This window comes from Drouetiella sp. (assembly GCF_059504425.1).
The window spans coordinates 1-23,821 of sequence record NZ_JCACIN010000073.1; the positions used below are offsets into that span (position 1 = coordinate 1).

A 23,821-nucleotide genomic window follows, 5' to 3' on the forward strand; every position below is an offset into this window, starting at 1 on the left:
TTTTTGTCTACACAACCCGATCTAATTTGCTCTCGCAAAACTGTCTGAACTATTGCTATAAACAATAATCAGTAACTCTGTACTTTTGCCGAAAAAATTAGGGGCGATCGCACGGCTATCCGTAGATTTTGGGGAACAGCATAGTTTGACTTGAGTTGAGAGGTCTTGATTCTAAAGTCAACCCTAGTGGCTCTATCGGTGCTATAGAAAATTCTATTAGCGACCCTTGCGATTCTATGGGCAGTATAGATTTTCTTATGGCTGATGTTTTTGCAAGCATACAATCTATAAAACTATCTACCTTAAACAGATTTGATTGTATGAATGCGTGGCTTTGAGCTATACCCGATCTAGATGATTGAGATCAGATCATAAGCTGATGACAATTGATCCCAGCAGTTACTCAATCAATGCACAATGGCAGCTAGCAGTTGAGCAATCTGTTGATTAATGGCTTCGAGATGAAAGCGCTGGCTGGCTTCTTGCTGAGCCTGCTGAGCGATCGCATTTGCCTGCTGCGGATGATTGCGGCAGTTCATAATGATCTCTGCCAGCCTTTGCGGATCATTGGGTGGACACAGCCATCCTGTTTTGTCGTGGTGCACGAGTTCTACTGCACCTCCCTCTTGTGCTGCCACTACCGGACGACTACACAGCATGGCTTCTACAATTACGCGCCCAAAGGGTTCGGGTGCAGTGGACGTGTGGGCTACTAAATCACAGGCGGTCATGAGCTGGGGAATATCGGAGCGAAACCCCATAAAGCGAATGCGGTTTTCTAGTCCCAGTTCAGCAACCTGATCATGAAGCTGTTGGACATAAGCCTGTTCACCAAACAGGGCATCGCCGACCAATAGGGCAGTCACATCTTCTGAACAGTGCTTTAGCGCCTCAATCAAAACATGCTGCCCTTTCCAGGGCGAAAGGCGGCTAAAGTGACCGACAACAAACTGGCGATCGAGCTGAAGGGTCTGTCTGAGTTGCAGCGCCTCTGCTTGATGGTGACTGTAAGACTCAGGCGTAAACCCGTTATAAACAACTTCTGTCAGCTCTACGCGCCCCCCGGCATCTGAAAACGCCTTTTGAGAGGCTTCAGAGTTGGCGATTACGAGAGAAGCAAAGCGATTTGCCAGCGTGATGATCAGGCGGCGATTAATAGCGCTGAAGTGTTCAGGCGAGACAATGTCGTGCAGATGATAAACCAAAGGGCGGCGGCTGAGAAAAGAGGCGATCGCCCCTATAACTAGAGCCTTTTGCGTGTTGGCATAGATTAGATCATAATCGCGACTGAGACGAGCCACACAACCGATTAGCGGTAGCAGTTGCTTAAGACTGCTCAATCCTTGGAGAAAGGTGCTTTCTTTGCGAACCTGAATAGACTCGGTTGTGAGAACCTGTACGGGAATCTGGTGCTGTTCTAGTAATTCCCTAAAGGAACCGTCTGCTAGTAAACAGACTAGGCTGCGATCGTGATAAAGCTTGACAATATCCAATAAGCAAAGCTGTGCGCCCCCAAGTTTGCCACTTTGGTCTAGAAATAGAATATTCATAGCTCTCGACTCAGTAAAACTTGCCGCACTCGTGGAGCAATTATCTGCCAATCAAAATTACGGCAGGCATATTCCCGACAGGCATCGCGGGAGGGCAGGGGTAGTTTCCCGGTGAGGAAATCAGTTAGCCGCTCGGCGATCGCCTCTGCCTCAATAGAATCGGTAATTAGCTCAGGGCAAAAGGGCGTGATTACTTCCGGCATTCCTCCCACTGGGGTACAGAGTGCGGGAGTTCCAGCAGCCAAGGATTCCAGTAAGATTAGCCCAAACCCTTCTAGGCTTTGGCTGGGAACAACGGTTAAGTCAGCAGCTTGATAAGCAAGGGGCAACTGCTCATCGGGCAAAAATCCCAAAAACTTGACGTTGTCTTGCAGTCTTAGCCGTTGAACCTGCTGCTCTAGATCTGCGCGGATGGGGCCTTTACCCGCGATCGCCAGCCAAACATCAGGCACTTGACGTTTCACCTCCACCAAAGCAGTCAGCAGTTTATCTAAGCCCATGCGATGCACCAGGCGACGGGTGGTAAAAAGCGTTGGGCGATCGAGATGCCAACTCAGCTGCGATCGGGCTTCCTGTCGCGATAGGTTGCGCTGAAACCGCTGAGTATCTACTCCGCCCGGAATAATATGAATCTTGTTCCAGGGAATACTGTATGTTTCGTGCAAGATCGTGCCAAAGGCTTTGCTGAGAACGATGAAGCGATCGCAGCGGTCATAGACTCTTTTCTCTATCCACTGTTTAAATAAAGTGCTCCACTTCCCTTCACCTTCTTGCTGACCTTCAAATGCCCAGGGTCCATGAAAGGTGAAGGTAACGGGCACATTCTTTGGAAAACTTTGAAGTAGCGGGAAGCTGTACAGTGCGAAGTGGAGGTTAATCGCATCGGGGTACGCCATCTGTCGCTGCTGAAAGCGTTGGTGAACTGACCAGAGGCGCTGAGGAAGCTGCTGATGAGGTGATGCGAGATCGGTAAGCATAATGGGCGGATTAAGCAGATAAGCCGGAAGACCAACTCCGCAGAGCTCTACTTTACCCTGAGTCGCAAGCTGCAAGATGAGTTCATGCACATATCGGTTGAGTCCACCTGGTGTTTGCGGGAACCATCCCATGCCAAGACAGAGTGTCGATATGGGCGAAGCCTCCAGATTTAACATGGTAATAAGAAAAATAGGGGGGTTAGAGCCTTGCGCATTAGAGAGCTGTTTCACTGCAACAGGTAAAACTTTGTCAGCATTGCCAGGTCTCATCTCCACTTACATATAGGTGATTCTTGTTTCCGCAAAGCTATAAGTAAGCTCATAACTTTTTTACTAAGAGCCATCACATGTTTAAAAAAAGATGTGTTGCCTTTAAAGCTAGCTTAACTCTGCGGTTCACTTCATGATCTCCGCTTCCAGAATAATCAGATTATTAAGTTTTCTGACTAGAGCTACTGTCTATTTCTAGAGGTCGCGCCGGAACTCCAACAACGGTTTGTCCAGGCAGCACATCTTTAGTGACTACGGCATTAGCTCCAATTTTTGCACCGTTACCAATGTGCAAGCTTTTATTACCTTGACCAATAATAATTGCACCAGCACCTATCATGACATCATCTCCAATAAAGATTCTGTGTTCAGAGCCAATCCAGGTCTCTGCTGCCAAGGTGACATGATGATAGATTTTGACTCGCTGACCGATTTTAACATTTGGATGAGAGACAATGCTCAAGCCATAGTGTTCTAATCTGAGATCTTTTTCAACTTCGGCCTGATAAGGTAAAAGTGCATGAAATACGAGAAAGTTAAAAGCTTTAATTACAGAGGCTAAAAGCTCATTATTATTTTTATGTGCTTGACAGCTAAGCCACCAAAGATAACCTGGTTTAAGAAGATACCCTCTTATCAGTTTGCTATTACTTTTAGTATTTTCCATAGTATTTGTAGTGCTCCTAAGTATGCTTAAATAAACGTTAATAATGGCTAGAGTAATGCCCTAACTCTTATGTAGCTTCAGACAATGTTTAATAAAACATGAAGACGTAATCAAGAAAACTCACTTTAACAACCTTAAACAATAAGTTTTATAAGGTTTGGTGCTGGTGATATCTTTGAGCAGCCAGACTAATGCCTAAAAATCCCCAAAGTATAAGAGCGAATACATCAAAGAAAACATTATTGAACCACACTTGTGCTAACGTTCCTAAGACAATTGATCGAGAGGCACTAGCGAAAGTATCTTGACCGCTATCTTTGCTTCGGAGAACTTGAAGAAGAATGAGAGAAGTTCCTGTTAAATAGGGAACCACTCCAAGCCATCCTAATGAAAAGAATAGAGGAAGGATTCCACTATCTGCACCTCCTAATGCAGTTTCAGGTCCAGCGCTTCCTAGCCCTTGCCCAATAGGCTCAGATAGAGCCAAATTGAGAGCATCACTATATCCTTCTGATCGGCCCTGAAGGCTAACATCTCCCTCAGGATTAGACAAGCTTTCGAGCCTCTGATTAATGCCTTCTGCAAAGGGTTCCATCGTAACTAGCGGTGTCACTAGCATCACCATCAAAACAAGGGTCAAGACGAAGCGCATTTGGAAGCGAGGCTTTAAGAATGGAAAGAAGGTAATAGTCCCAGCGATCCAACCCAACCAGCCTGATCGAGCCATAGAAAGTAGGAATGATAAATATCCAATGCTAGATGCTGGCAGACGCAGAGCATCAGAACTACTAAATAGTAAAAGCAGCCCCCCCATCATTACAGTTGCAAAGGCTTGAGGAGAACTTAGTGAGCTAAAGACTCTGATTTCAAATGGAAAGGGTTTACCAAAGGAAGTGGCTGTCAAATTATCAAGATAGAAACGATCCCAATTAGGGGCAACACAAAATTGAAAGATGCCATAGGCACCCATAAACAATACACCCCAAACGAAGCAGCGCTCAGTAACTTGACGATAGAGGGGATAGGAGCGCCAATTAGAAAATAAGTGGAAGCCAAAAGCAATTGGACCCAACCACTCAAAAAAGCTAACCATGTATTGTAGGTTAAGCCGACCATAGGCCAATCCAATAAGGAAGCCATAAATCACGCTCATTGCACTGAGAATAAATGGCAAACCTCTATCTCGACGAACCTTAGGAATCTGCTGGAATAGTGTGATAAGACTGATAGATGCTACTAGCATGGATGTCAGTCCCCATCTCCCTGGCGTAATTTGCCCACTTTGATAGTCGATGATACGCCGGATTAGAGAACCTAGAAAACAGAACCACCAAGTATACCCAATGTACAGTGCAGGTGCTCTGAAGTAGAGAAAAAGACCAACCGTTACTGAGCCAACTGGAAATACAGGAACCAGTACTCGCCCTGCTCCTGCCAGTAAGATAATCGCCAAAACTAGAATCCAAGCCCAAATGATTAGCCAAGCAAATTTGTTATGGCCTGGTGATTCAAGCGAAACTGCAGCGATAGTAGAGCCTAACCGCGATTGTTGCAGCACAATATACCTTCACCTACAAGGATATTGCTCACGGAGAGCACAAGTTGACTGCAGCTTTCTTTTCAATGGCTTCCTTATAGCAGGTCAGCCTATCATCAGCAATTCGTTGCCAGCTATAGTTTTGGGCAGTGGCATAAGCATTTCGACGCAAGGTTTCCAGAAAAGGTAAGTCTGTAATTAAACGCTCTAACGCTCGCTCAATGGCTAGGCTATCGCGCATTGGAACCACTAAGGCATCATGCTGATCTTGAACAATTTCCATCGGTCCAGCAGCATTGCTGGTGACTGGTGCTAATCCACAGGCCATTGCTTCAACAAGCGCTTTACCAAAACCTTCAGATAGAGTAGGCAACAGCTTAATATGATGTCCTTTGAGCAATTCGGGCAGCGTCTCATGCTTAAAGTACGGCACTACTTGAATACGATGGTGTAACTCAGAATCAAAGTCGGCATACACTGCTTTTTTTGCCTCTGCTAGGGCTGTGCAAGCTGTTCCTAGAAAGCTAACTTCAACGTTTGGATACCGTTTCAAGATAGCTTGTAAAGCTGGCGAAGCATACTGAATGCCCTTGCGAGGAATATAAGTGCTAATTTGAGCAATGCGAATGGTGAGATTGGAATCAACGGGTAAGGGATCGAACGGCAGACTTAAGAATGTGTTAGGAATACCGTTAGGAAAAACGTGGGTGCGCTCTGGGGAAACTCCCAATTCTTTTACAACATAGTCTTGCTCTTCACGATTAAGAAGAAATACCCGATCAGCATCCTCAATAGAACTTCTAATTTCCCAGAGTTGAAAGCCACCCCGATACAGCGGATATATCCAGCTCAGCTTTAGATTACCCTGACGCGCCTCTTCAAGAAGCCAAAGATGCTCTAGGAGATGAAGGCCGTGACTGCGAGTTACTAATAGTGGACGATGTTTTCTAAAAATACGAGTGACTTTAGCCCAGAACCACATATCTCCTGGAGAGCAATCTACAACGTCTAAAGGATCATGGCAGCAGAGTTTGGCAATGTGGGCCGCAACAATTTCTGGAAATACAATCCGCTTAAGATGTTCTCCTACTTTGGGCATATCATCCATTGAGAAGAAAAACACTTCATGCCCTTGTTTTCGGTATTGCTCTCCAAGCCTGAATGTGCTTCCTGCAGAACCTGAATCTGGATTGAACTTCTCGTGGATGACTAAAAGAATTCTCATAGGAACTATGCTTTCACAATCTTCTTGAGCTGTTCACGCGAGTTTAGAGCAAGAACCAGGAGTTTAGTCTATACCTGATAATTCTATTCCGCTTGCGAGAGGTTCGTCCCGCTGCAATACACATCATTTCGTTCTTCTAGCAAAGGGGGTGTTTGTCCGGATAAAAGACGCTGATAAAGGCTGTCTAACTGCTCATTGAGACAATTGATGTCATACTGCTGCTCCACAGTTAGTCGAGCAGCACGAGCTATCTCAGCCCACTGCTCAGGGTGCTGAATCAAGCCAATCAGGATTGCGGACAATGCCTCTACATCTCTCTCTGGAATTAAAAAACCAGAAACGCCATTTTGCACTAACTCAGGAATACCACTATGATAGGTGCTAACAACAGGAATACCGCTTGCCATTGCCTCCATTAGCACGACTGGAATACCTTCTTGATTACCATCTTTAGCGGTAACACTAGGAGCTAGCAGAATATGGGAGTGATTCATCAGCTCAACCACCTCAGTTTGATCTTTCCAACCTAAAAGCTTAATTTGATTGCCGGCTCCCAGGTTGTGGATAAGGTGTGTCAGAGACTCTAGAAGTTCTCCATCTCCCACAATGTTGTACTCAATCTTTGGATGCTGATCCAGAATTTTTGCAACTGCACGAATGGCAAACTCAATGCCCTTTTTCTCCGTTAACCGTGCCACCGAAATGAAGCGAACAACGCCTAGCGTAGGAGTGCGTGGGGCAAAGATAAATCGCTGGCAATCTATGCCCATGTGATGGGTAGCAATTCTATCAGGATGACATCCTAGCTGAATTAATTTATTTTGCCAGTGCTGGCTGATGGGCAGGAAATAGTCACCTGCTTCAAAGAGCCTATCATAAAGATGTTCACCAAAAATTTGTAAATTTTGGCTCATATCGACTCCATGAAAAGCCGTAATAAGGTTACCTTTGATTGCCCCCACATCGCGCAGGATCATTCCTCTAATACCCAATAAGCCAAAGTGGCACTGTATAGCATCGTAGGTAGGTTGCTGTCTCACAAATGGAGTCACTGCATACAGTAACCGCAGCGTCACAGCATCTCTGCCGTATTTAACGAAATTGAGGCATCGCAAAGTTAGAAAAGGAGCACTTAAAAAGTTTGTAGCTAGAAGCTTTAACCCCTTAAAGATACAGACAAGCCTATTTTGAGGAAATCGTGGATGAAAAATTGCCCGCTTTAAGAGATTATATTGTTCAACTTCTGGATGAGTTTTTTGCTCATCTTCATTAAATTCAGCATAAATAAATACTTCATGTCCCCGATCAATCAAGCCAGTGATTTGGTTAATAATAAAAGTCTGAGAGAGAATTGGAAATTTTTCAACAATAAATATAATCTTCATAAATGCTCTCAAAGAATTATTTCTGAGTTATTACCTTTCGTTAAACTTAAAGATTTATAGAATAGTCGTACTTGACCATTTTATTTTTATGAGCAGCTTATAGTTAAAAGTTACATAATTTATTTCTATAGCCAACTCAATCAAACCCACCAATTCGGAAATAATATTCGGCAAATAGATCGGATAGTATTAATTGCTATCTGTCTCGGCGATCGGTAATTCTTACGCCAATGAGCGGCTTGGCCCACTGGATCAACACTAATAGGCCACCTCAATATTGCTCCCTCTTGACTTTTAAAGATAATTAGCTTGTAGTATAAAAGCTCTTCTATTTTAGGGACTTTCATAGTTAAATCCGCTTTAGCTCCATACAATTTTTCTCCATAAAATTCAGTTGAAAAAATCATCAATTGAGTAGTGGTGAAAGCATGAGTAGAGCGCCTTAGAAAAGCGCTATTTCTACAGTCGACGGCAAACAAATATTTTAAAGGGAGGTGATTGAGTAAACTTGGAAGATTGGGAAAAGTAAGCCGTCCAGTTGCTTTGATGAAGTATTCAGAGGACTTAATCAATTCGCTCGTTTGATACGCTCTGTCAAGCATATCAAGCTCAGCATATCCATAATGTAGTCCCAATGGAATATTGTTACAGCAAAGCGAGATAAACTCAACTTGCTTTGCTAAAGCATTAGAGTTAAGTACAAGCTCCTTTAGAGAATCTAGAGAATAGCCTGAATTTTCAACAAAGACTATTTTTTGGAGGCGGCAGTCTTTTATCTTTAACCAAAAAAGAAGAGACTTTTCATAATCTGCAAGACGAGTTAATGGATCACTTCTAAATACTTTAACTGTTTTTGCTGACCCTTGAGAAGGATCAATGCAGGCAGTTAATACCACAACATATCTGCTCTTATCTTTAAGGAAAGAGTTGCTAGTTAAACTAGCGTCCTCACTTTTACTGAAAATCCATCTCATTTTATAGCTCCAGTTCTTACAATTTAAACACGCTTTTCAGCATAAATGAAATGCTTGTTATTCTTGAGAATTAGTCATTTTCAAAAAACTCTAATCTTGATTCAGGTCATGAGATTTGATTAGAAAATCTTGTATAGTAAGAGTCTACTGCTTGTTGAAAGACTTCTTCTAAATTATCAACTACTTTTTCGAGTTGAAAGTTTTTTCGAGCTGTGGTAACTGCAATTGACGAAATTGTATCTGCCGAATACTCAATTTTCTCTAGAGCCTCTAACATTGTTTGCTTCACCGCTTCTGGAGTGTAATCTTCAAAAAGAAAGCAGCAAGTAGGGCTGGTAAAGTCTTGAGTTCCATTCGTTGGCCCTAAGATCACAGGGACACCGCAACAAAGTGCTTCAGCAACTGCAGATCCAAAATTTTCGCCTTCGCTAGGCTGAATTAAGACATCGCAGGATTTAATCAAGTCAGGAATCGTTGATCGAGATAAACTAGGCTGATATTCAATGTGCTCTTGAGCCTCAAAAGAATCAATAAGCTGTTTGTAGCCCTTATACATTGGTCTAGCAGCACCAATAATCTTGAGGCGGACATCCTGGCGTTCTGCGAGCAATAAAGCAAAAGCTTCCATCATTAAATCTAGACGCTTTCTAGGATCGATGCGACCTAACCAGAGAAAAGTTTTGACGGTGCTCTGAGATTTCTTTACCTGAGATTCATCATTAAAAAATGGAATATCCATAGGATAGGGAAGAATTTTGATAGATCCCGGCTGGATACCATAAGCTACTAACTGCTCTTTAGACCATTTGCTACCGCAGATGAAAATGTCCGTCTTCCATACTTCAAATCTCAACCTTGAGTATTTCAGGGTATAGAATGCCTTAAGTTGCCAATACACGAAGGGACCACACAACTGCACCAGAATTTTTTGGAGTTTGTGAATATAGTGCCATTCTGTTTGGGGAGGTCCTTGAACCCAGCTAACTGTTGGTACTCCATCTACATTAAACGTTCCATATAGACCCAGAAATAATAGAAGATCGTATTGGTGAATGGCGTGTTGTGCAACAACGGCTTTCAGAATATTCTTCTGATTACGTCGCTCGCTGTATAGATTTTGCATCAACGCCCCAAGCGTTTGGTTGAATGTATTATGTAGCAATTTAGGTAAAAAACCTTTGATAAACTCGCGGAAAATAGATTGCTTAGGTAATTCGTAGTAAACAAAGTTTGGACATCCTATAAGTTCAAATGGAAAATTAGAATCTTTCCATCCAAAAAAATCAATCTTGTATCCCCGTTCTAGCAGCTCTTGTAGCATTAAAAAGTTGGCACCAGTTACGCTGCCAGATTCCTTTTTAACATAGCCATAGCAAGCAATTTTTAACATAGACTTTTTCTTGAAATCTTTTAAGTGGTATCCGCAATAATTTATTAAGTGAGTTATGGAGGAAAAGCAAGGCATTTAGTTTTTGAGAACCGATTCACTAGATAAAGGAGCTGCTTGTTGTAAAGCAGCAGAAAGTACGATCTTGAGTAGAGTTCTGCCTGGATCTCTATCAAATTTGCTTAGAGCAACTTTGTGAGCCTGAGTTCCCATAGTTTCCCAAATAGATTGCGCTTGCCATGCTCTTTCAAGAGTAGATGTCAGAGATCGTACTGTCGGCGCTTCAGCAATAAAACCAGTGAGTGCCTCTTCAACCCACTCAATATTACCGCCCACATCGGTGACAATTGCAGGGCGACCACATAGCATTGCTTCAACAAGGGATATGGGTGTTCCTTCACGCTTAGAAGGAAGAATCAGACAATGGTTGGTAGACCAAATTTTTCTCACGTCCTGAACATGACCATGAAACTTAACCCGATCGCCAATGCCATAATGGTAGGCAAGCGTTTGTAAGTACTCGCTATTACCTCCACCGTAGAGATTCAGCTGCCAGTTACGGGTTTGCCAAATTACACCACTAAGAGCTTCAAAGAGCGAATCTTGTCCTTTAGAAACAACATCTAAACGGGCAACATTCGCAAAGTTAACCGTTTCTAAGATTGGCCAATCTATGGCACCGACTGTGATAAGGTTGACCGGATTTCGGACTACCTGTGCATTGGATAACTTGCGCGCAAGCTGGCGTTCTGTCGTCCTTAAATTGTGTTCTGCTACAAATAGCACCGATGCCGCATTCTCAAAAAATTGGATAGCTTTTGCTCGAACTGCATCTGATGGGATATAACTGTCCTCGTTGCGATGACAAATAACGATGTAGGGAATTGATCTGTTGTAGAGCAGACTGAACAGGTTTCCTAACTTCATTATTAAGGGATCATAGGTTGCGCCCTGATTAATGATGAGAACATCAGGCTGAAAACGAAATAATTTATTAAATGAGATATTAAATTGGGACATGATCCGACCTAAAACTCCAGGTTTAGGGCGTGGTTGAAACAGTAATTTTGCTCCTCTTTGCTGAAGCTGCAAGATATGAGGTGCGATCGCAGGCCATCGAAAGGTTGAAGTAATTACAGAATGTCCATCTTCTAGCGCTACAGTTGCCATTGCACTCCATAGCTCCTCACTCCCACCCCAAGGGCTTCCTTGCATTGTTGAAATAATTGCAATTCTTGTCATCACATTAGCAAGCCTAAAGGCATAAATAGTCTAAAAAAGTATAGAAAAATAATGATCTACCTAGCGTGGGAGCATTTCTGATCACACAAATTTCAATTTCATCCTTAAGTTTATTTTAGCGAATTTGTAACTGCGTTGTATTTCAGCTATGAATCCGGTAATAAACTAATGACATCTTTAAATTAGCTAGCTTGTATTTAGTAGCCAGACTTAGCCAGAGATCGCATTCCTTAATATTTGAGAAATTCCTAATAGTTGCCTACATTCTGCCCTGTGGAACGCTTGAACAAAGCAGATGGCTCAGCCATAAGTGAGCTATGTCATCATGATAACAAGGTGCAATACATAGTTGACCGCTGACTTGAATTGATTGAAAAAATATTTACTCCATTGAGGCTCCAAACTGGAGGAGAAACAATGACTTCAAACTTTTTCATAAGTCCTCCTATTAATGTTTTAACCAAATTTAAAACTTCAACCCATTAATGAATGTTTGTGTTTGATGAATCAGACTGTCTGTTTTACGCCTAACACCAGAACTTAAATAAGCAACTAATTGTATTAAAAGTCGCAGTTCTATAAAGGTTTCAATCCTCTTAGATAAGTTATATATTTTTAATATACCTTTAGAGGTAATCTCTCCTCGTCTTATTCTAAAAAACAGTTCTTCAATAAGCTTGCTCTTGACAAGGGATGAAATTTCTTCAGATAGTTCAATTTCTCCCTTTAGAAATAGAAACACCTGCATTTTTTCATAGATTTCAAGCCCTCCTTGCTGCGACTTTGAGCGAACTGAGGAGCTATGATAACGAAAGTAATTAAGTGGCTCAGCAGCAAATGCAACGTCTGTTAACAGAAGCAATTTAATCCAGGTTATCCAGTCTCCGCATAGGAACATCGATTCTTCGGCGTAACCAGCTTGTTCAAATAAACTGCGTCTGAACAAAACAGCGCTTGCATTAGGGATGATATTTTTAATAGCTAAATAATTTTTACACTCATCTAAGCCGTGATTAAGATAATTATTTCGCCAACGCTGCTCATCTAAATCATCTGTCCAGTAGTGAAAACTGGTGATAATTTCTCCTTGTGAATCAACTTTCCAGGATTGGCAATAGGCGAGTCCTACATTCAGGTTTGCATCTAGAATCGGAACAAGCGTTTCCAGAAGTTTTGGATCTGCGAAATCATCTGATTCTGCGATCCAAACATAATCTCCAGTAGCGTTTCTAATGCCTTTGTTCCATTGTTTAAAGGGAGATCTAGTGTTTTGCTCGTTGAAAATAGCTTGAACTTTGGGGTGACCCGCAAATTGGGCAAATACTTCACGGCTATTGTCGGTTGAAGCATCATCTAGGAAGAGAATCTCAAAATCCTGATAAGTTTGCTCTAAAACACTATGAATGCGCTGCTCTAGATAGGGCGCATGATTATAGTTGGGAATAATGACGCTAACTTTAGGCATTGCTGATAGCGGAGATAGGTTGTTGTTCAATGGGTAATGCTACATTCTGCAATGCTCTTGTAGTAGCTTCTAGGTAGGCATGTCCCCATTTTTGGCAGGGTTCTAAGTGATTGCCTTCTGCCCACTCATTCCAGGCATTGATGAAAACGATGCGATCGCCCTCTTGCTTGGATCGCTCTCTTCGGATCACTTCACTTAACCAGTGTTCATAAAGCTTAGGCGTTGCATTGCGGAATATGGTTGCATTTCCATTTTTGCGGCGTGCAGCGTTATCCCATGAGGGTGTAACACAGGGAAAACGCTTATAGTCTGCAGTTGGTTTTGCTAACATCTGCTCAACAATATCAGCGTATTCATAGATATTGTTTTCGATATAAGCTTTTTCAGCAATCCCAAGTTTTCTTGCCCAATTCCAACGCCTACCTCGTTGCAGCGGCTTTCCTAATTGAGTCCAATCAGGTTGAAATTCGACTGTTGCATCAAAGCCAATCGAACTAGGATTGTTATGCTCATTAGCAAAGCTTTCAACAAAGCAAAGATGGAGATCCCCAATGCCTAGTTTGTGAGCTTCTTCACGCCAAGTCTCAGTTGTTCTGTAAGGATCTGGAATTTTTGCCGCTCGATATACTAGAAACAACGGTTTGCCATCAATCCGTATGTAACGAGGATCGCGAAAAGCCTGTGCTAACCATTGCATATGAAGGCGATCGTCCTCTTCTGCGTAAATCTGCCCCATTAATACTTCGTCTTCCAGACCATCCCAGCGTCGAGTCCAGTTTTCGTTAGCCCAGCAGAGACAAAAGGGAAAATCAGGTTCTCCTGATGCAAGTACATCATTGAAGGGACGCTCTAATAATCGCTTACCATTAAACCAGTAGTGATAATAGCAAAAGCCGTGAATGCCATAAGCTTTAGCTAACTCGGCTTGAGCTTGCTGCGACTCTGGCAATCGCAGATCATAGAAGCCTAAATCAGCGGGCAAATGAGGTTGATAATGCCCAGGAAATAATGGTTTAGCTTTTGTAACATTCCTCCACTCGGTGAAGCCCTTGCCCCACCATGCGTCATTTTCGGAAATGGGATGATATTGAGGAAGATAGAAAGCTATCGCTTTTGCCTTTAATTCGTGATCTGACACTTCACTTCCCCTTGAGCTTGGTTATGGTTTACACGTTTAACAGCCTCAAGGTATTGAGTACCGTGCTTCAAGTCAGGCTCAAGGTGGTTTCCTTCTGCCCATTCATTCCAGGCATTAATAAAGAGTAATCGTTCATCATAGGGTTTATCCATTAGAGAATTAACCATCTTTAATAAACCTTCTTCAAAATATTCTGGTTTAGCATTGACGATGATGGTAGCGTTTTGCCCTCGTCTAGCTGTGTTATCCCAAGAAACAAAAATACAGGGATGATGCGAGAAATTCCTTTGGCGGCGGAGCATCAGGCGGCGCGCCGTCAAGTAGTCATATACTTTTAATTTGGGGCTGTCAATACCTAGCTTTAGGTTTCTTAAAAACTTTGATAGCTTGGCTCGATCGTCCATAAAATCGGGTAATGCCCCAAGCTGAGGCTCAAAAGCTAAGGTACTGTCGAAGCCAATTTCTGCAAAGTTAAAACCCGGACGATGGGCATCTACTCCAACTAAATAGGGTTCGGGAAGCCCCTGTTTTACACATTTAGATTTGAAGGTTTCTATCGTTCTTTTGGGTTCAGGCAAGTCAAGCGGTCTATAAATTAGGAATAGCGGTCTGCCTTTGATTTGAATATATCGAGAGTCAGAAAAGGCATTCATTAGCCATCTGATATGATTCAAATCATCTTCAGCAGAATAGGCTTGCTTTTGTAGGATGTCTCTTTCTTCTCCTAGCCAGCGTCTAGACCAAACTTCATTAGCCCAACAAAGGCAGAATGGTAAATCTGGTTTTCCAGAAGACAAAACATCATTGAAAGGTCGCTCTAATAACCGTTTACCGTTGAACCAATAGTGGTAATAGCAAAACCCTTCAACACCATGTGCTTTAGCAAGATCAGCCTGGGCGTGACGAGCTTCTGGAAGCCGTAAATCGTAAAACCCCAAATCTGCTGGGAGATGAGGTTGGTAATGTCCTGGAAATAGTGGTTTTGCCCTAGTGACATTCGTCCACTCTGTAAAGCCTTTGCCCCACCATTTATCATTTTCTGGGATAGGGTGATATTGAGGGAGATAAAAAGCAATACAACGTAACTTCTCCTGAATTGTTTCAGCGTTTTGCATACTCAAAATATATCTAATCTACTTCAATTAGCTTTTGGACGAGCTACTATGGCAAATTGGAGATAGCGCATATCCCTAAATCTACCAAGCGTAATACAGTTTAGAAGATTAAACTTTCTTGACTGGTGAGGATGCTTTTTCTCGACAGGATTAATACCCTCTATTAATTCAGTTTGAAAGCCTAAGTCATCCAACGTCCTCAAAATGCTACTCTCCGTAAAGAAGCGCAAATGGGTTCTATCGAGTATGCCGCACTCCTCATATTTCCATTCTTTTTCAATTATTAATTTCCAAATATTGTCAAAATAGCGAACATTTGGAATTGAAATTACTAAATATCCGTTATTTCTCAAGATTTTCTTGCAGTAAGTCAATGCCCCAAAAGGATCAACAAGATGTTCAAGTACATCATTAAAAATAATGCAGTCGAAGCTGTGTTCTGGTATATCTAGCTCGTCAGATAAAGTGCTGTTGATCACTTTATCTAGTCTTTGCCCTGCAACTGAAGCAGCATCTTCATTTGGCTCAATACCCCAAACTTCAACCTGGCGGATCTCTTTAAGAATCTGACCAAATCTCCCGCTTGCACATCCAATATCAAGAATTAGTGAAACGTCGGCTGGTATGTATTTAATCATTTCATGACGGTCATCCTCATAGTAGACATGAAAGGGTTTTGATTTGTAATCATCTGCAAGTAGGACTTCAGATAGTTTATTTGCCATTTCTCGAATCCCCACTCTACGCAATTTTCATTCCATTTCTAGGTAAGCATCTTATATGATTCATTGCTAGAACCAGATACAATTACCAAAGAATTATCTTTAAAGAAGATGTTTCCCCAACTAGAGTTCCAACTTGATATATTTGTTGAATCCTCTAAAAGAGGAAGAATCTGGAAACTTGGTTTGCCTACAACTATTTCTAAATCTTTTCGTACTCCTTCCTTTTGCCCAAAACCGATACTAAAGCCAGCGTAATAAGAACCCGGAGCAAGATTCATATTCGAAACGGTGAGACGTAGGTTTAACTGTTTATTTGCACAAATGTCGAATTCATCACTGATAAGCGAACCTATACATATTCCATCATTTTTGAAGAAACTGGATCCTATACTCAAACCCTGAAAGTTGTGATCAGAAGAAATCTCCAACTTATAAGTAATTAGCTCCCCAAATCGTATATTGTTATCTCTTGATAGGAGTTCTATGTTAGAAAACCTTATTTTCTTTCCAAATCCCGGCAATCTCAGATCACCTAGTTCCTGATTTTTATTCTTAAGTACTTCAGAAAAGTACTCTGTCACAATCCTTTCTGTTTCTCCAATCGAATGAACTTGTCCTTTCTTCAAAAAAACTACTTGATTACACAAAGCACTAATTGTGCCCATTTCATGGCTAACGAAAATGATTGTTCTCCCCTCCCCTGCAACTTGCTCCATTTTGCCTAAACATTTTTTCTGGAACTGGATGTCTCCAACTGCCAACACCTCATCCACAATCAAAACTTCTGGTTCCAGGTGTGCTGCCACTGAAAATGCAAGCCGCACATACATCCCAGATGAATAGCGTTTCACCGGAGTATCCAAAAACTTCTCCACTTCTGCAAACGCCACAATTTCATCAAACTTGCGCTTAATCTCTTCGCGGCTCATGCCCAAAATGGCACCATTCAGGTAGATATTTTCTCTACCCGTTAACTCCGGGTGAAATCCCGTCCCTACTTCCAGCAAACTCGCCACGCGACCTTTAATGCTAATTCTGCCGCTTGTCGGTTCCACAATGCGGCTCAACACCTTTAACAAGGTCGATTTTCCAGCCCCATTCCGCCCAATAATGCCAACCCGATCGCCCTGCTTAATCTCAAACGACACATCCTTCAACGCCCAAAATTCTTCCTGAGTAGGGCTAAGTTCCGGTTTCCCCATCGGCTTCATTAGCCTCTGCCCCAAAGACTTTGCGCCCTCTGCAATCACATCCCGCAAAGCCTTATACTGCTGACCTTCTCGCTGATGGCTGAGAACATACTTCTTGCTCAAATTCTCAACGCGGATGACGGTATCGCTCATTCTTCAAAAGCCCACTCAAAAGTTCAAATAGGATAGCTAGGGTTGATTAAAGCCCAACCTGTGTCGATATCACAAGCCTTGCATGATTAATCTCTGCATCAACCTCTTAGCCTCGAAGTTGTTCCATCACTGCCTATCTCTACCAGCAGCCAATAACACTATCAGGAAAACTTGGGGCAACAACCTATTCTTTGTCGCATCTTCACCCAGCTAAAGCTTAGATTCATCTTTAATAAGTTGGTATAAGAGTTAACTGAAAGGTGGAGAATTGCTCAATGAGCGCGATCGGTTAACCGTAAACTTATCCCAACACTGCCCATCTTTACTGGCAGCTGATGGTGCAATCAGGAAAACTTGGGGCGATCGTGCCTTTCTTTGCCAAGTCCAGACGAGCGAGATATCCACCCCATAAGACTTTTAGATCAAGTTGTCTATTGCATTAGCCCGATTCAAAATTACCTGTTGACAGCGATCGCAAATTCCGCTAATCTCGCTTACTTATAGGCAGTTGTTGCGCCCTTGCTCTTCTGTCTATTCGCCGCTCAAAAACTTAGTCGCCACCCAAAGCTGCTGGTAACAGCAATGAGTGGCTAACCGGCCCAAACTGATGACGCAGTTCGGCTGGCTAACGATGGATTTTAACACTCCTCTTAGCCACCCTGCTTTGTTATGGCAAGGTGGCTAAGTTTTTGGGTTTTCTTCAACCATCCAAAATAGGAGAAACCCTTATGCTTCAAGACTTTATCGCGACGCTCACCCAAACCGAAGGGGCGATCGCTCACCCCGCCGCCAAAGTGCGGATGATCCTGCTCGGCACCCCCGAAGACGTCAACAGCGTGATTTATGACCTCTATCAGCGGGGCTTTGCCGAAGTTACCGCCTGGAGTCCACCCCAGCCGATTCCAGACTCCCAAGAAGTCATCCGCCTGTTGATTCGTCGCTTTGGGCGATCGGCGAGTCCGCATCAGGGGTAAGGGAACCTCAGACCTCCGAGTTTTCAAAACCTCGGAGGTCTAAAACCTCGAAGTCTGCGCGATCGCCTGATCGTGAAATCAGCATTGCAGCTCAGGCGATCTTGTCCGATACCCAAACAGAATCTGAATTCTGAAAACGGTTGGATTTAGTGAGAGCCATACTCGTAAAACAAGTTCCCCCAACTCAGGTCTGCGGTTTAGAAGGGAGATGACCATGCTGAAAAGTTATGAAGCGATTTATGAAAACGGCCAAGTAAAATGGCTAGCAGAGCAGCCAGAGATTAAGTTTGCACGAGTAATTGTGACAATTTTGGCAGAAACTGAATTGCCGACACGCACCTTCCCCGTATCTATGGCAGGCAAAGTAGAAATACTGGGCGACATTGTCAGCCCAATTGTTGGCGAGGAAGATTGGCAGTGTTTGAAGTAATTATTCCTGACACTCACATTTGGCTTTAGCTAATCGATGGAAATTTTGATCAATTTCCGTCCATGCTTTTGGTGATACTGTCTGGTTTTTGTTTGGTGATCGCGTCAGTAGCCAACGTATTTTTGCACAACCATAGTTGATTGAAGAGATCAAACGCCCCCTCAAGTGCACCAGATACAGCTGAATTCCGCTGGTCAGGGTTGGGGTCATCCTCCAACCTTTTGACTAGGCTTCAAATGTTTCAGGATCTATTCCCAACTCTCTTAACTTCTGAGCTAACCGTTGAGTTGAAGATCTCTCTTGTTCCAAAGCAATTTGCGCTTGCTCCGCCCGTTGCCGCTCTTGCTCCGCCCGTTGCCGCTCTTGCTCCGCCCGTTGCCGCTCTTGCTCCGCCCGTTGCCGCTCCTGCTCCGCCCGTTGCCGCTCCTGCTCGACCCGTTGCCGCTCTATCTCTATCTGTTCTCCCCCCCACAGCAATAAACCCCCTGACTGATCCCACCAGCGTAGCCAACCAGTCGTCATGTTTGCTTTCTTGCCCTGCCACACCCCCAGAAATAGGCTGACTTCCTCAATCCAGTAACGATTCTGCTCATCGGGCACCTGCTGCTCATACTTACCGTCAGTCAAGCGATAAACATCAAGTTCACCAGTCTTGGGGTGAAAAATTCCATAGACAGGGACTTGCAAGATCCGCTCGTAAAAGTACCATTTTCCATAGGGATAGTGAGGATTGATCGAGTATTCACCCCCCTCAGTTTCAGAGACAAATTCCATCACGATCGCCGGAACCTCCCCCTCAGTATGGGGTGTATAGCTGCGCCGCACTTCTCCTTCTGGCAGCGGCTGCACCGACGGCACATAGACCCAATCTGGAGCTTTTACGATCGTCTTATCGCCTACCGTGGCACAAATCCCAAAATTTGAGGCAACCAGACTAGCTTCAAGGATTAACCCTGCCAACTCTAGAGATTCTCGTAAAGCTGCTGCCAGTAGAGGCTGAAGATTACTTTCCACGGGTTCATCCGGTAAGGTGAAATCCGGCGGCAGTTTTGCCCAAGTGATGGGAGGTAGCGCGTTTAACTGACGAAGTTGTAGAGCTGTCATAAACCGTCCTCTATCCATAAACAGGGTGCTGCGGTAGCCAAGCGCCCCTTCTACTCTTTAACATAGCTTATGTCTCTAACATAGCTCATGCTCAAAAAGCGATCGCCCCATTCAATGAAAATAGCTTACTCCACAAATAGAGAGATAGCCGACCTAAATTACGTCTGCAAACGTCCGTTCCATCCTGCGAAAATACCAGATGCCCGTAATTAGCACCACAAATACCAGCCCCACCGATAGGGTAAACCCTGGCCAGTAGATAGCGGCATCTTTGCCAATAATAGCCCACCGAAACCCGTCAATGACTCCCACCATCGGATTGAGCGAATACAGCAACCGCCACTGCTCCGGCACAATGCTGCTGCTAAATCCCACAGGCGAAATATATAGCCCAAATTGCACAATAAATGGCACGATATAGCGAAAATCGCGGTACTGCACATTTAACGCTGCCAGCCATAGCCCTGTACCGATCGAGGCTGCAAACGCAATGAGCACAAACAGCGGCAGCGTCAAAATTCGCCAGTCCGGCACAAAGTTGTACCACGCCATTAGCCCCAGCAAAATAATGCCTGAGATCATAAAATCAACAAAGCTAACGATCACCGCACTCGTCGGTACGATCAGCCTGGGGAAATACACTTTAGAGATCAGATTAGAATTGCTAATCAAACTATTGCTGCACTCGCTGAGGGCATTGGCAAAGAACTGCCAGGGCAACATTGCTGAGAATACCAGAATTGGATAAGGTGCTCCTTCAGATGGCAGCTTTGCCAGATTACCAAAGACAACTGTAAATACCACCATGGTCAAAAAAGGACGAATGAGCGCCCAAGCAAGCCCGATCGCCGTTTGCTTATAGCGCACTAAAATATCGCGCCATGCCAGAAAATAGAACAGCTCTCGATAAGTCCAAAGATCCTGCCAATACTGTTTTTCAGCGCGTCCCGCCTCGATCGTCAATTCCTTTGTTTTCATGATGCGATCGCCTTTAGTATGTTGCACATGTCTTACTTGTCTTACTTGTCTTTGAAAGTATCTATCTTAATTTTTTGTTAGTCAGCACTCAGGGTCAAGATTAGCTTAGGAATGACCATCAATAAAAACTTTAGATCCCACTCTAACGACCAGCCTTGCAGATAGGCACAGTCGTCTTGATAGCGATCGCACAAGGATAGAAGTTTAGAATCTTCGACAAGCAAATATCTTTTGATAGGTTGTATCCCCACAATTCCAGGCAGCAGATTGAGACAGCAGCGCGATTCTAGATTCACTTGGGTAGCACTACTTAAATCGAAAGGATGAGAACCCACCAGACTCATTTCACCCCGCAACACGTTCAACAGCATTGGCAATCTATCTAACTTCAATCTACTCAGCCATTGCCCCAGATCCGTCAAGTTAAGGGAACTGCCCGTGCGAAATCTAAAGCACTGAAATAATCTACCCCGCTCTCCTACACACCACTGACGCAAAACCGCAGGCTCAGAAGATTCAAGCTGAAGCAGGACTAAAAGACTGAGCAGGACAGGACTTAATACGACCAAAAGTAGTGCTGCTATGATCCAATCTAGCCGCCGCTTCAGCCACCAGTGCAGAGGCTTTTTATTCTGTGGTCGATTAGGAGCAGCGGGCAACCGCAGGAAAGCCTGTCTATCCGTATGGCGACAAGCCTCTGCCCAAATTTTAAGACAGACGTCACCTAACCCTAAGTCAAGTTTAACTAGCTTAACGGGAGAGTTTTGCAGGCAAGCGACTAGCCATTCCTGTTCGTGAGAAGAGGATAAAGAGGACTGCTGGCGCTCAGGCAAAAGCTGCACAATGAGCTTGCGCTGTCTCCACCTTAAGGCATAGTTGGGTATCCAAGTATTGGGTACGTTGGAATCTGGTAGGTAATCAGACTGACTAATTAATAGATCATCTTGAGAAAGATCATATAATTTTTTTTGTAGACCATTCTGCACAGAAATTTTATTGTGTAGATACCTATGTAGATCATGCAGTAAGTCACTCATAAAGATTCACTAGGCGATTAGCAGAAATATCAATGATTAGAGCTGCCTTGAGAAAGAGCAGTCTGGAATGGCAGCGACTGAGACGAGTGACTGTTGGAAAAATCTTCTAGACCGTTGGCAACCACCCCGATAATGTTTAATTTGCTCAACATAGCGATCGCCTGACTCATTCTCGATCGCGTCACCTGATCAACTCGTTCGACTAAAAGGATGCCATCGCAACAAGAGCCAAGTAGAATCGGATCAACCTTTCCAGAAACAGAAGGCGCATCAATAATGACTAAATCATAGGATTGTTCAAAAACTGCGATCGCATCTCGCATCCGCTGAGAACTGAGCAGCATCACCGGATCATCCGGAGCAGAACCAGCCGTCAGAACTGAAACATTGCTAGAGGTCTCTGCACCCTGGGAGCCAATGTGTTTAGGAATAGACGCATGGCTAGCAAGCAGCGTTGATAAACCCTGCTCGTTCGATAAATTCAGCAACTCGTGCAAATGGGGCGATCGTAGGTTGGCATCAATTAACAGCACCCGCTGATGAAGTCGAGCTGCGCTAATCGCCAAGCCTAATGCCAGCGTTGACTTGCCTTCACCCGGCAACACCGAAGTAACGACCAATGACTTAAGCGATCGGGAACTGTCCAATAGCTGAATGTTCTTGTACAAAAGATCGCAGGCTTCCCGGAAGGGTGCCCAGTAGACAACCTGATCGCTAGGCAAAGTTGATTTCTCAGTTCGGCTGAACGGCAAAGCGATCGGCAGTCTGGCTTCAGCCTTGATAGAAAATTGCGGCAGCATCCCTAGCAGCGGCAAACCCGACTGGCGACGTAAATCCTCTGCATCGTGAATTACATCATCAGAAGCCTCTCGCAAAAAGGCAGCCACTCCCCCCAGCATTAAGCCCACCACCGCCCCCAGCAGTAGATTTCGTGCCAAACTTGGACCTGTCTTTAAGCCCAGCTGCGGCTCTTCTACCACTTGCCAGTCAAACCCTCCTTGAGCGATCGCCAGTCCCAATTCTTGACGTGCTGCCAAGAGCTGCTTCAAGGTGTCTCGATTCAGCTCAATTTCTGGCTGTAGCCGACCATACTCAGCTAGCAATTCAGGAAAGCGCTGCAATTCTGCTCGCAGCTGCTGCTCAGAATTGACTAGGCTGGAATCTCGCGCCTCTAATGCGCGTAAGTTAACTTCCGCATCGACCAAATTGTTAATTAGAGTTAAGTCAAGCTGACCAAGCTGGATTGCTGTCCCATCCCCACTGTCTCCCACTACCTGACTCACTTCATCTTGAAGTAATCCCACCTGCTCCTGACGCTTGTCTAGCAACACTTGGACTTCTGCGGTATTGTCATTGAACAATAGGCGCTGCTGTACTAGCTCTAGCTCTGTCTTTTGAATCTCATTCAGCAGTGTCTGGTAGCGCAGTGATTGATTTAACCGAGCTGCAATGACGGCTTCTTCAGGAGCCAGCCCTACCTGTGCCTGCAAGCTAGTAAATCGATCCTGAAGTTCTTCAATTTGAGCGCTGTTAGTTCGCAGTTCATCCTGAATTCGGTTTAGCGCTTCCGCCTGCGCCTGTGCCTGTACCTGCGGATCAATTAGCTCTTGGTCAGTTCGAAATTGCTCTAAAGAGTCTTCAAACTGTTTTACCTTATTTTCAATTTGCGGGAGCTGTTGATCGATAAAAGCCAGACCTTTTGCCAGCCGGTTCTTTTGCTGCTCCAGGTTATAGTCTTGGTAGACCTTCTGCATAGTTTCTAATACAGATTTCGTCTTTACGGGATCATTGTCTGTATAAGTTACTTGAAAAATTTTGGTTGCGCCCTTTTCTTTTACACCCGTAAATGTAACCTGGGTCACACTCAGAGAGCTTTTAAAGGCTGCTAAGCTATCTGAATCTTCTGGATCAATCTCTGGATATTCCCTATTTAGAGACACCATAGCTTTCCGCAATAGTCCAGAACTTGTCATTAAGCTAATCTGAGTACCGCTATCGATCTGAACATTAGAATCAGCAAACTGATCGTCCAGATTTTGTTCCTGCCCCTGCCCCTGTTTTCCCTGATAGATGGGTTCTACGAGTAGCTGCAACGAGCTAACATATGTCGGTTGCTGTAGCTTCGTCATCACAAAAGCAATTCCTACAGCTGCACCTAGCGCACCTAACATCCATAATCGGCGACGTAGGAGGACGGCAAATAGCTGTCCATATCCTGGTTCGCTCTCAGTCATGAGTTTAAGGTTGCTATCAGTCACGTCTGCAATCCTGAAATTTGGTCAGCTTAATTGGATTCCA

General features: G+C 43.9%; 20 protein-coding genes. 2 read left to right on the plus strand and 18 right to left on the minus strand.

Annotation, left to right across the window (positions count from 1 at the left end; translation table 11 throughout):
* Nucleotides 1-407: 407 nt before the first annotated feature.
* From AC5JMP_RS16795 to AC5JMP_RS16860, 14 genes are all read right to left on the minus strand, one after another.
* Complete coding sequence (locus AC5JMP_RS16795; protein ID WP_495852631.1) at nt 408-1,550, minus strand: glycosyltransferase; 1,143 nt, start codon at nt 1,548-1,550, stop codon at nt 408-410.
* Complete coding sequence (locus tag AC5JMP_RS16800; protein WP_495852632.1) at nt 1,547-2,704, minus strand: glycosyltransferase family 4 protein; 1,158 nt, start codon at nt 2,702-2,704, stop codon at nt 1,547-1,549. Before AC5JMP_RS16800 ends, AC5JMP_RS16795 begins: the two co-directional genes overlap by 4 nt.
* Before the next feature lie 256 nt (nt 2,705-2,960).
* Nucleotides 2,961-3,464 (minus strand): serine O-acetyltransferase, encoded by a 504-nt coding sequence (locus tag AC5JMP_RS16805; RefSeq protein ID WP_495852633.1) that lies wholly within the window; start codon nt 3,462-3,464, stop codon nt 2,961-2,963.
* 148 nt (nt 3,465-3,612) lie between these two features.
* A complete protein-coding gene (locus tag AC5JMP_RS16810) occupies nt 3,613-5,022 on the minus strand; it encodes an O-antigen ligase family protein (RefSeq protein ID WP_495852634.1) in 1,410 nt (469 codons plus the stop codon).
* Nucleotides 5,023-5,050: 28 nt separating this feature from the next.
* Nucleotides 5,051-6,226, minus strand: coding sequence for a glycosyltransferase family 4 protein (locus AC5JMP_RS16815; RefSeq protein ID WP_495852635.1), 1,176 nt, complete (start codon nt 6,224-6,226; stop codon nt 5,051-5,053).
* 83 nt (nt 6,227-6,309) lie between these two features.
* Nucleotides 6,310-7,623, minus strand: a complete 1,314-nt coding sequence (locus AC5JMP_RS16820) for a glycosyltransferase (RefSeq protein ID WP_495852636.1) — start codon at nt 7,621-7,623, stop codon at nt 6,310-6,312.
* Between the two features lie 128 nt (nt 7,624-7,751).
* Nucleotides 7,752-8,585: a hypothetical protein gene (locus AC5JMP_RS16825; RefSeq protein WP_495852637.1), complete on the minus strand. Its 834-nt coding sequence runs from the start codon at nt 8,583-8,585 to the stop codon at nt 7,752-7,754.
* A gap of 106 nt (nt 8,586-8,691) precedes the next feature.
* Nucleotides 8,692-9,975, minus strand: coding sequence for a glycosyltransferase family 4 protein (locus tag AC5JMP_RS16830; RefSeq protein WP_495852638.1), 1,284 nt, complete (start codon nt 9,973-9,975; stop codon nt 8,692-8,694).
* A gap of 75 nt (nt 9,976-10,050) precedes the next feature.
* Nucleotides 10,051-11,214, minus strand: a complete 1,164-nt coding sequence (locus AC5JMP_RS16835; RefSeq protein ID WP_495852639.1) for a glycosyltransferase family 4 protein — start codon at nt 11,212-11,214, stop codon at nt 10,051-10,053.
* A gap of 466 nt (nt 11,215-11,680) precedes the next feature.
* Nucleotides 11,681-12,679, minus strand: a complete 999-nt coding sequence (locus tag AC5JMP_RS16840) for a glycosyltransferase family 2 protein (RefSeq protein ID WP_495852640.1) — start codon at nt 12,677-12,679, stop codon at nt 11,681-11,683.
* Nucleotides 12,672-13,817 (minus strand): glycoside hydrolase family 99-like domain-containing protein, encoded by a 1,146-nt coding sequence (locus AC5JMP_RS16845; protein WP_495852641.1) that lies wholly within the window; start codon nt 13,815-13,817, stop codon nt 12,672-12,674. Before AC5JMP_RS16845 ends, AC5JMP_RS16840 begins: the two co-directional genes overlap by 8 nt.
* Entirely contained in the window at nt 13,799-14,932 is a 1,134-nt protein-coding gene (locus AC5JMP_RS16850) for a glycosyltransferase WbsX family protein (protein ID WP_495852642.1), read from the minus strand. Before AC5JMP_RS16850 ends, AC5JMP_RS16845 begins: the two co-directional genes overlap by 19 nt.
* Before the next feature lie 23 nt (nt 14,933-14,955).
* Nucleotides 14,956-15,657, minus strand: a complete 702-nt coding sequence (locus tag AC5JMP_RS16855) for a class I SAM-dependent methyltransferase (protein WP_495852643.1) — start codon at nt 15,655-15,657, stop codon at nt 14,956-14,958.
* Between the two features lie 38 nt (nt 15,658-15,695).
* Nucleotides 15,696-17,000, minus strand: coding sequence for an ABC transporter ATP-binding protein (locus AC5JMP_RS16860; RefSeq protein WP_495852644.1), 1,305 nt, complete (start codon nt 16,998-17,000; stop codon nt 15,696-15,698).
* Nucleotides 17,001-17,728: 728 nt separating this feature from the next.
* Here AC5JMP_RS16860 and AC5JMP_RS16865 point away from each other — a divergent pair.
* Together AC5JMP_RS16865 and AC5JMP_RS16870 are read left to right on the plus strand one after the other, a co-directional pair.
* A complete protein-coding gene (locus AC5JMP_RS16865) occupies nt 17,729-17,974 on the plus strand; it encodes a hypothetical protein (protein ID WP_495852645.1) in 246 nt (81 codons plus the stop codon).
* 214 nt (nt 17,975-18,188) lie between these two features.
* Nucleotides 18,189-18,404 carry a hypothetical protein gene (locus AC5JMP_RS16870; RefSeq protein WP_495852646.1) on the plus strand — a complete coding sequence of 72 codons (216 nt, stop codon included), beginning with the start codon at nt 18,189-18,191 and terminating at the stop codon, nt 18,402-18,404.
* A gap of 225 nt (nt 18,405-18,629) precedes the next feature.
* Here the strand turns inward: AC5JMP_RS16870 and AC5JMP_RS16875 are convergent, their stop codons facing one another.
* The 4 genes from AC5JMP_RS16875 to AC5JMP_RS16890 all read right to left on the minus strand — a co-directional run bounded on the left by AC5JMP_RS16875 (nt 18,630) and on the right by AC5JMP_RS16890 (nt 23,757).
* The gene (locus AC5JMP_RS16875; RefSeq protein WP_495852647.1) at nt 18,630-19,508 is read right to left on the minus strand and encodes a Uma2 family endonuclease; all 879 of its coding nucleotides are present in this window, start codon (nt 19,506-19,508) and stop codon (nt 18,630-18,632) included.
* 153 nt (nt 19,509-19,661) lie between these two features.
* The gene (locus tag AC5JMP_RS16880) at nt 19,662-20,486 is read right to left on the minus strand and encodes an ABC transporter permease (RefSeq protein ID WP_495852648.1); all 825 of its coding nucleotides are present in this window, start codon (nt 20,484-20,486) and stop codon (nt 19,662-19,664) included.
* Nucleotides 20,487-20,563: 77 nt separating this feature from the next.
* On the minus strand, nt 20,564-21,523 hold the full coding sequence (gene hepC / locus AC5JMP_RS16885) for a heterocyst development glycosyltransferase HepC (RefSeq protein ID WP_495852649.1): 960 nt from the start codon (nt 21,521-21,523) through the stop codon (nt 20,564-20,566).
* A gap of 29 nt (nt 21,524-21,552) precedes the next feature.
* Nucleotides 21,553-23,757 (minus strand): GumC family protein, encoded by a 2,205-nt coding sequence (locus AC5JMP_RS16890; RefSeq protein ID WP_495852650.1) that lies wholly within the window; start codon nt 23,755-23,757, stop codon nt 21,553-21,555.
* Between the last annotated feature and the right edge of the window lie 64 nt (nt 23,758-23,821).

Bases quoted from the DNA above. Each gene is read 5' to 3' on its own strand.
- AC5JMP_RS16795 (WP_495852631.1), bottom strand. From the start codon at position 1,550: ATGAATATTCTATTTCTAGACCAAAGTGGCAAACTTGGGGGCGCACAG.
- AC5JMP_RS16800 (WP_495852632.1), bottom strand. From the start codon at position 2,704: ATGTTAAATCTGGAGGCTTCGCCCATATCGACACTCTGTCTTGGCATG.
- AC5JMP_RS16805 (WP_495852633.1), bottom strand. From the start codon at position 3,464: ATGGAAAATACTAAAAGTAATAGCAAACTGATAAGAGGGTATCTTCTT.
- AC5JMP_RS16815 (WP_495852635.1), bottom strand. From the start codon at position 6,226: ATGAGAATTCTTTTAGTCATCCACGAGAAGTTCAATCCAGATTCAGGT.
- AC5JMP_RS16825 (WP_495852637.1), bottom strand. From the start codon at position 8,585: ATGAGATGGATTTTCAGTAAAAGTGAGGACGCTAGTTTAACTAGCAAC.
- AC5JMP_RS16830 (WP_495852638.1), bottom strand. From the start codon at position 9,975: ATGTTAAAAATTGCTTGCTATGGCTATGTTAAAAAGGAATCTGGCAGC.
- AC5JMP_RS16835 (WP_495852639.1), bottom strand. From the start codon at position 11,214: ATGACAAGAATTGCAATTATTTCAACAATGCAAGGAAGCCCTTGGGGT.
- AC5JMP_RS16840 (WP_495852640.1), bottom strand. From the start codon at position 12,679: ATGCCTAAAGTTAGCGTCATTATTCCCAACTATAATCATGCGCCCTAT.
- AC5JMP_RS16850 (WP_495852642.1), bottom strand. From the start codon at position 14,932: ATGCAAAACGCTGAAACAATTCAGGAGAAGTTACGTTGTATTGCTTTT.
- AC5JMP_RS16855 (WP_495852643.1), bottom strand. From the start codon at position 15,657: ATGGCAAATAAACTATCTGAAGTCCTACTTGCAGATGATTACAAATCA.
- AC5JMP_RS16860 (WP_495852644.1), bottom strand. From the start codon at position 17,000: ATGAGCGATACCGTCATCCGCGTTGAGAATTTGAGCAAGAAGTATGTT.
- AC5JMP_RS16865 (WP_495852645.1), top strand. From the start codon at position 17,729: ATGCTTCAAGACTTTATCGCGACGCTCACCCAAACCGAAGGGGCGATC.
- AC5JMP_RS16870 (WP_495852646.1), top strand. From the start codon at position 18,189: ATGCTGAAAAGTTATGAAGCGATTTATGAAAACGGCCAAGTAAAATGG.
- AC5JMP_RS16875 (WP_495852647.1), bottom strand. From the start codon at position 19,508: ATGACAGCTCTACAACTTCGTCAGTTAAACGCGCTACCTCCCATCACT.
- AC5JMP_RS16880 (WP_495852648.1), bottom strand. From the start codon at position 20,486: ATGAAAACAAAGGAATTGACGATCGAGGCGGGACGCGCTGAAAAACAG.
- hepC (WP_495852649.1), bottom strand. From the start codon at position 21,523: ATGAGTGACTTACTGCATGATCTACATAGGTATCTACACAATAAAATT.
- AC5JMP_RS16890 (WP_495852650.1), bottom strand. From the start codon at position 23,757: ATGACTGAGAGCGAACCAGGATATGGACAGCTATTTGCCGTCCTCCTA.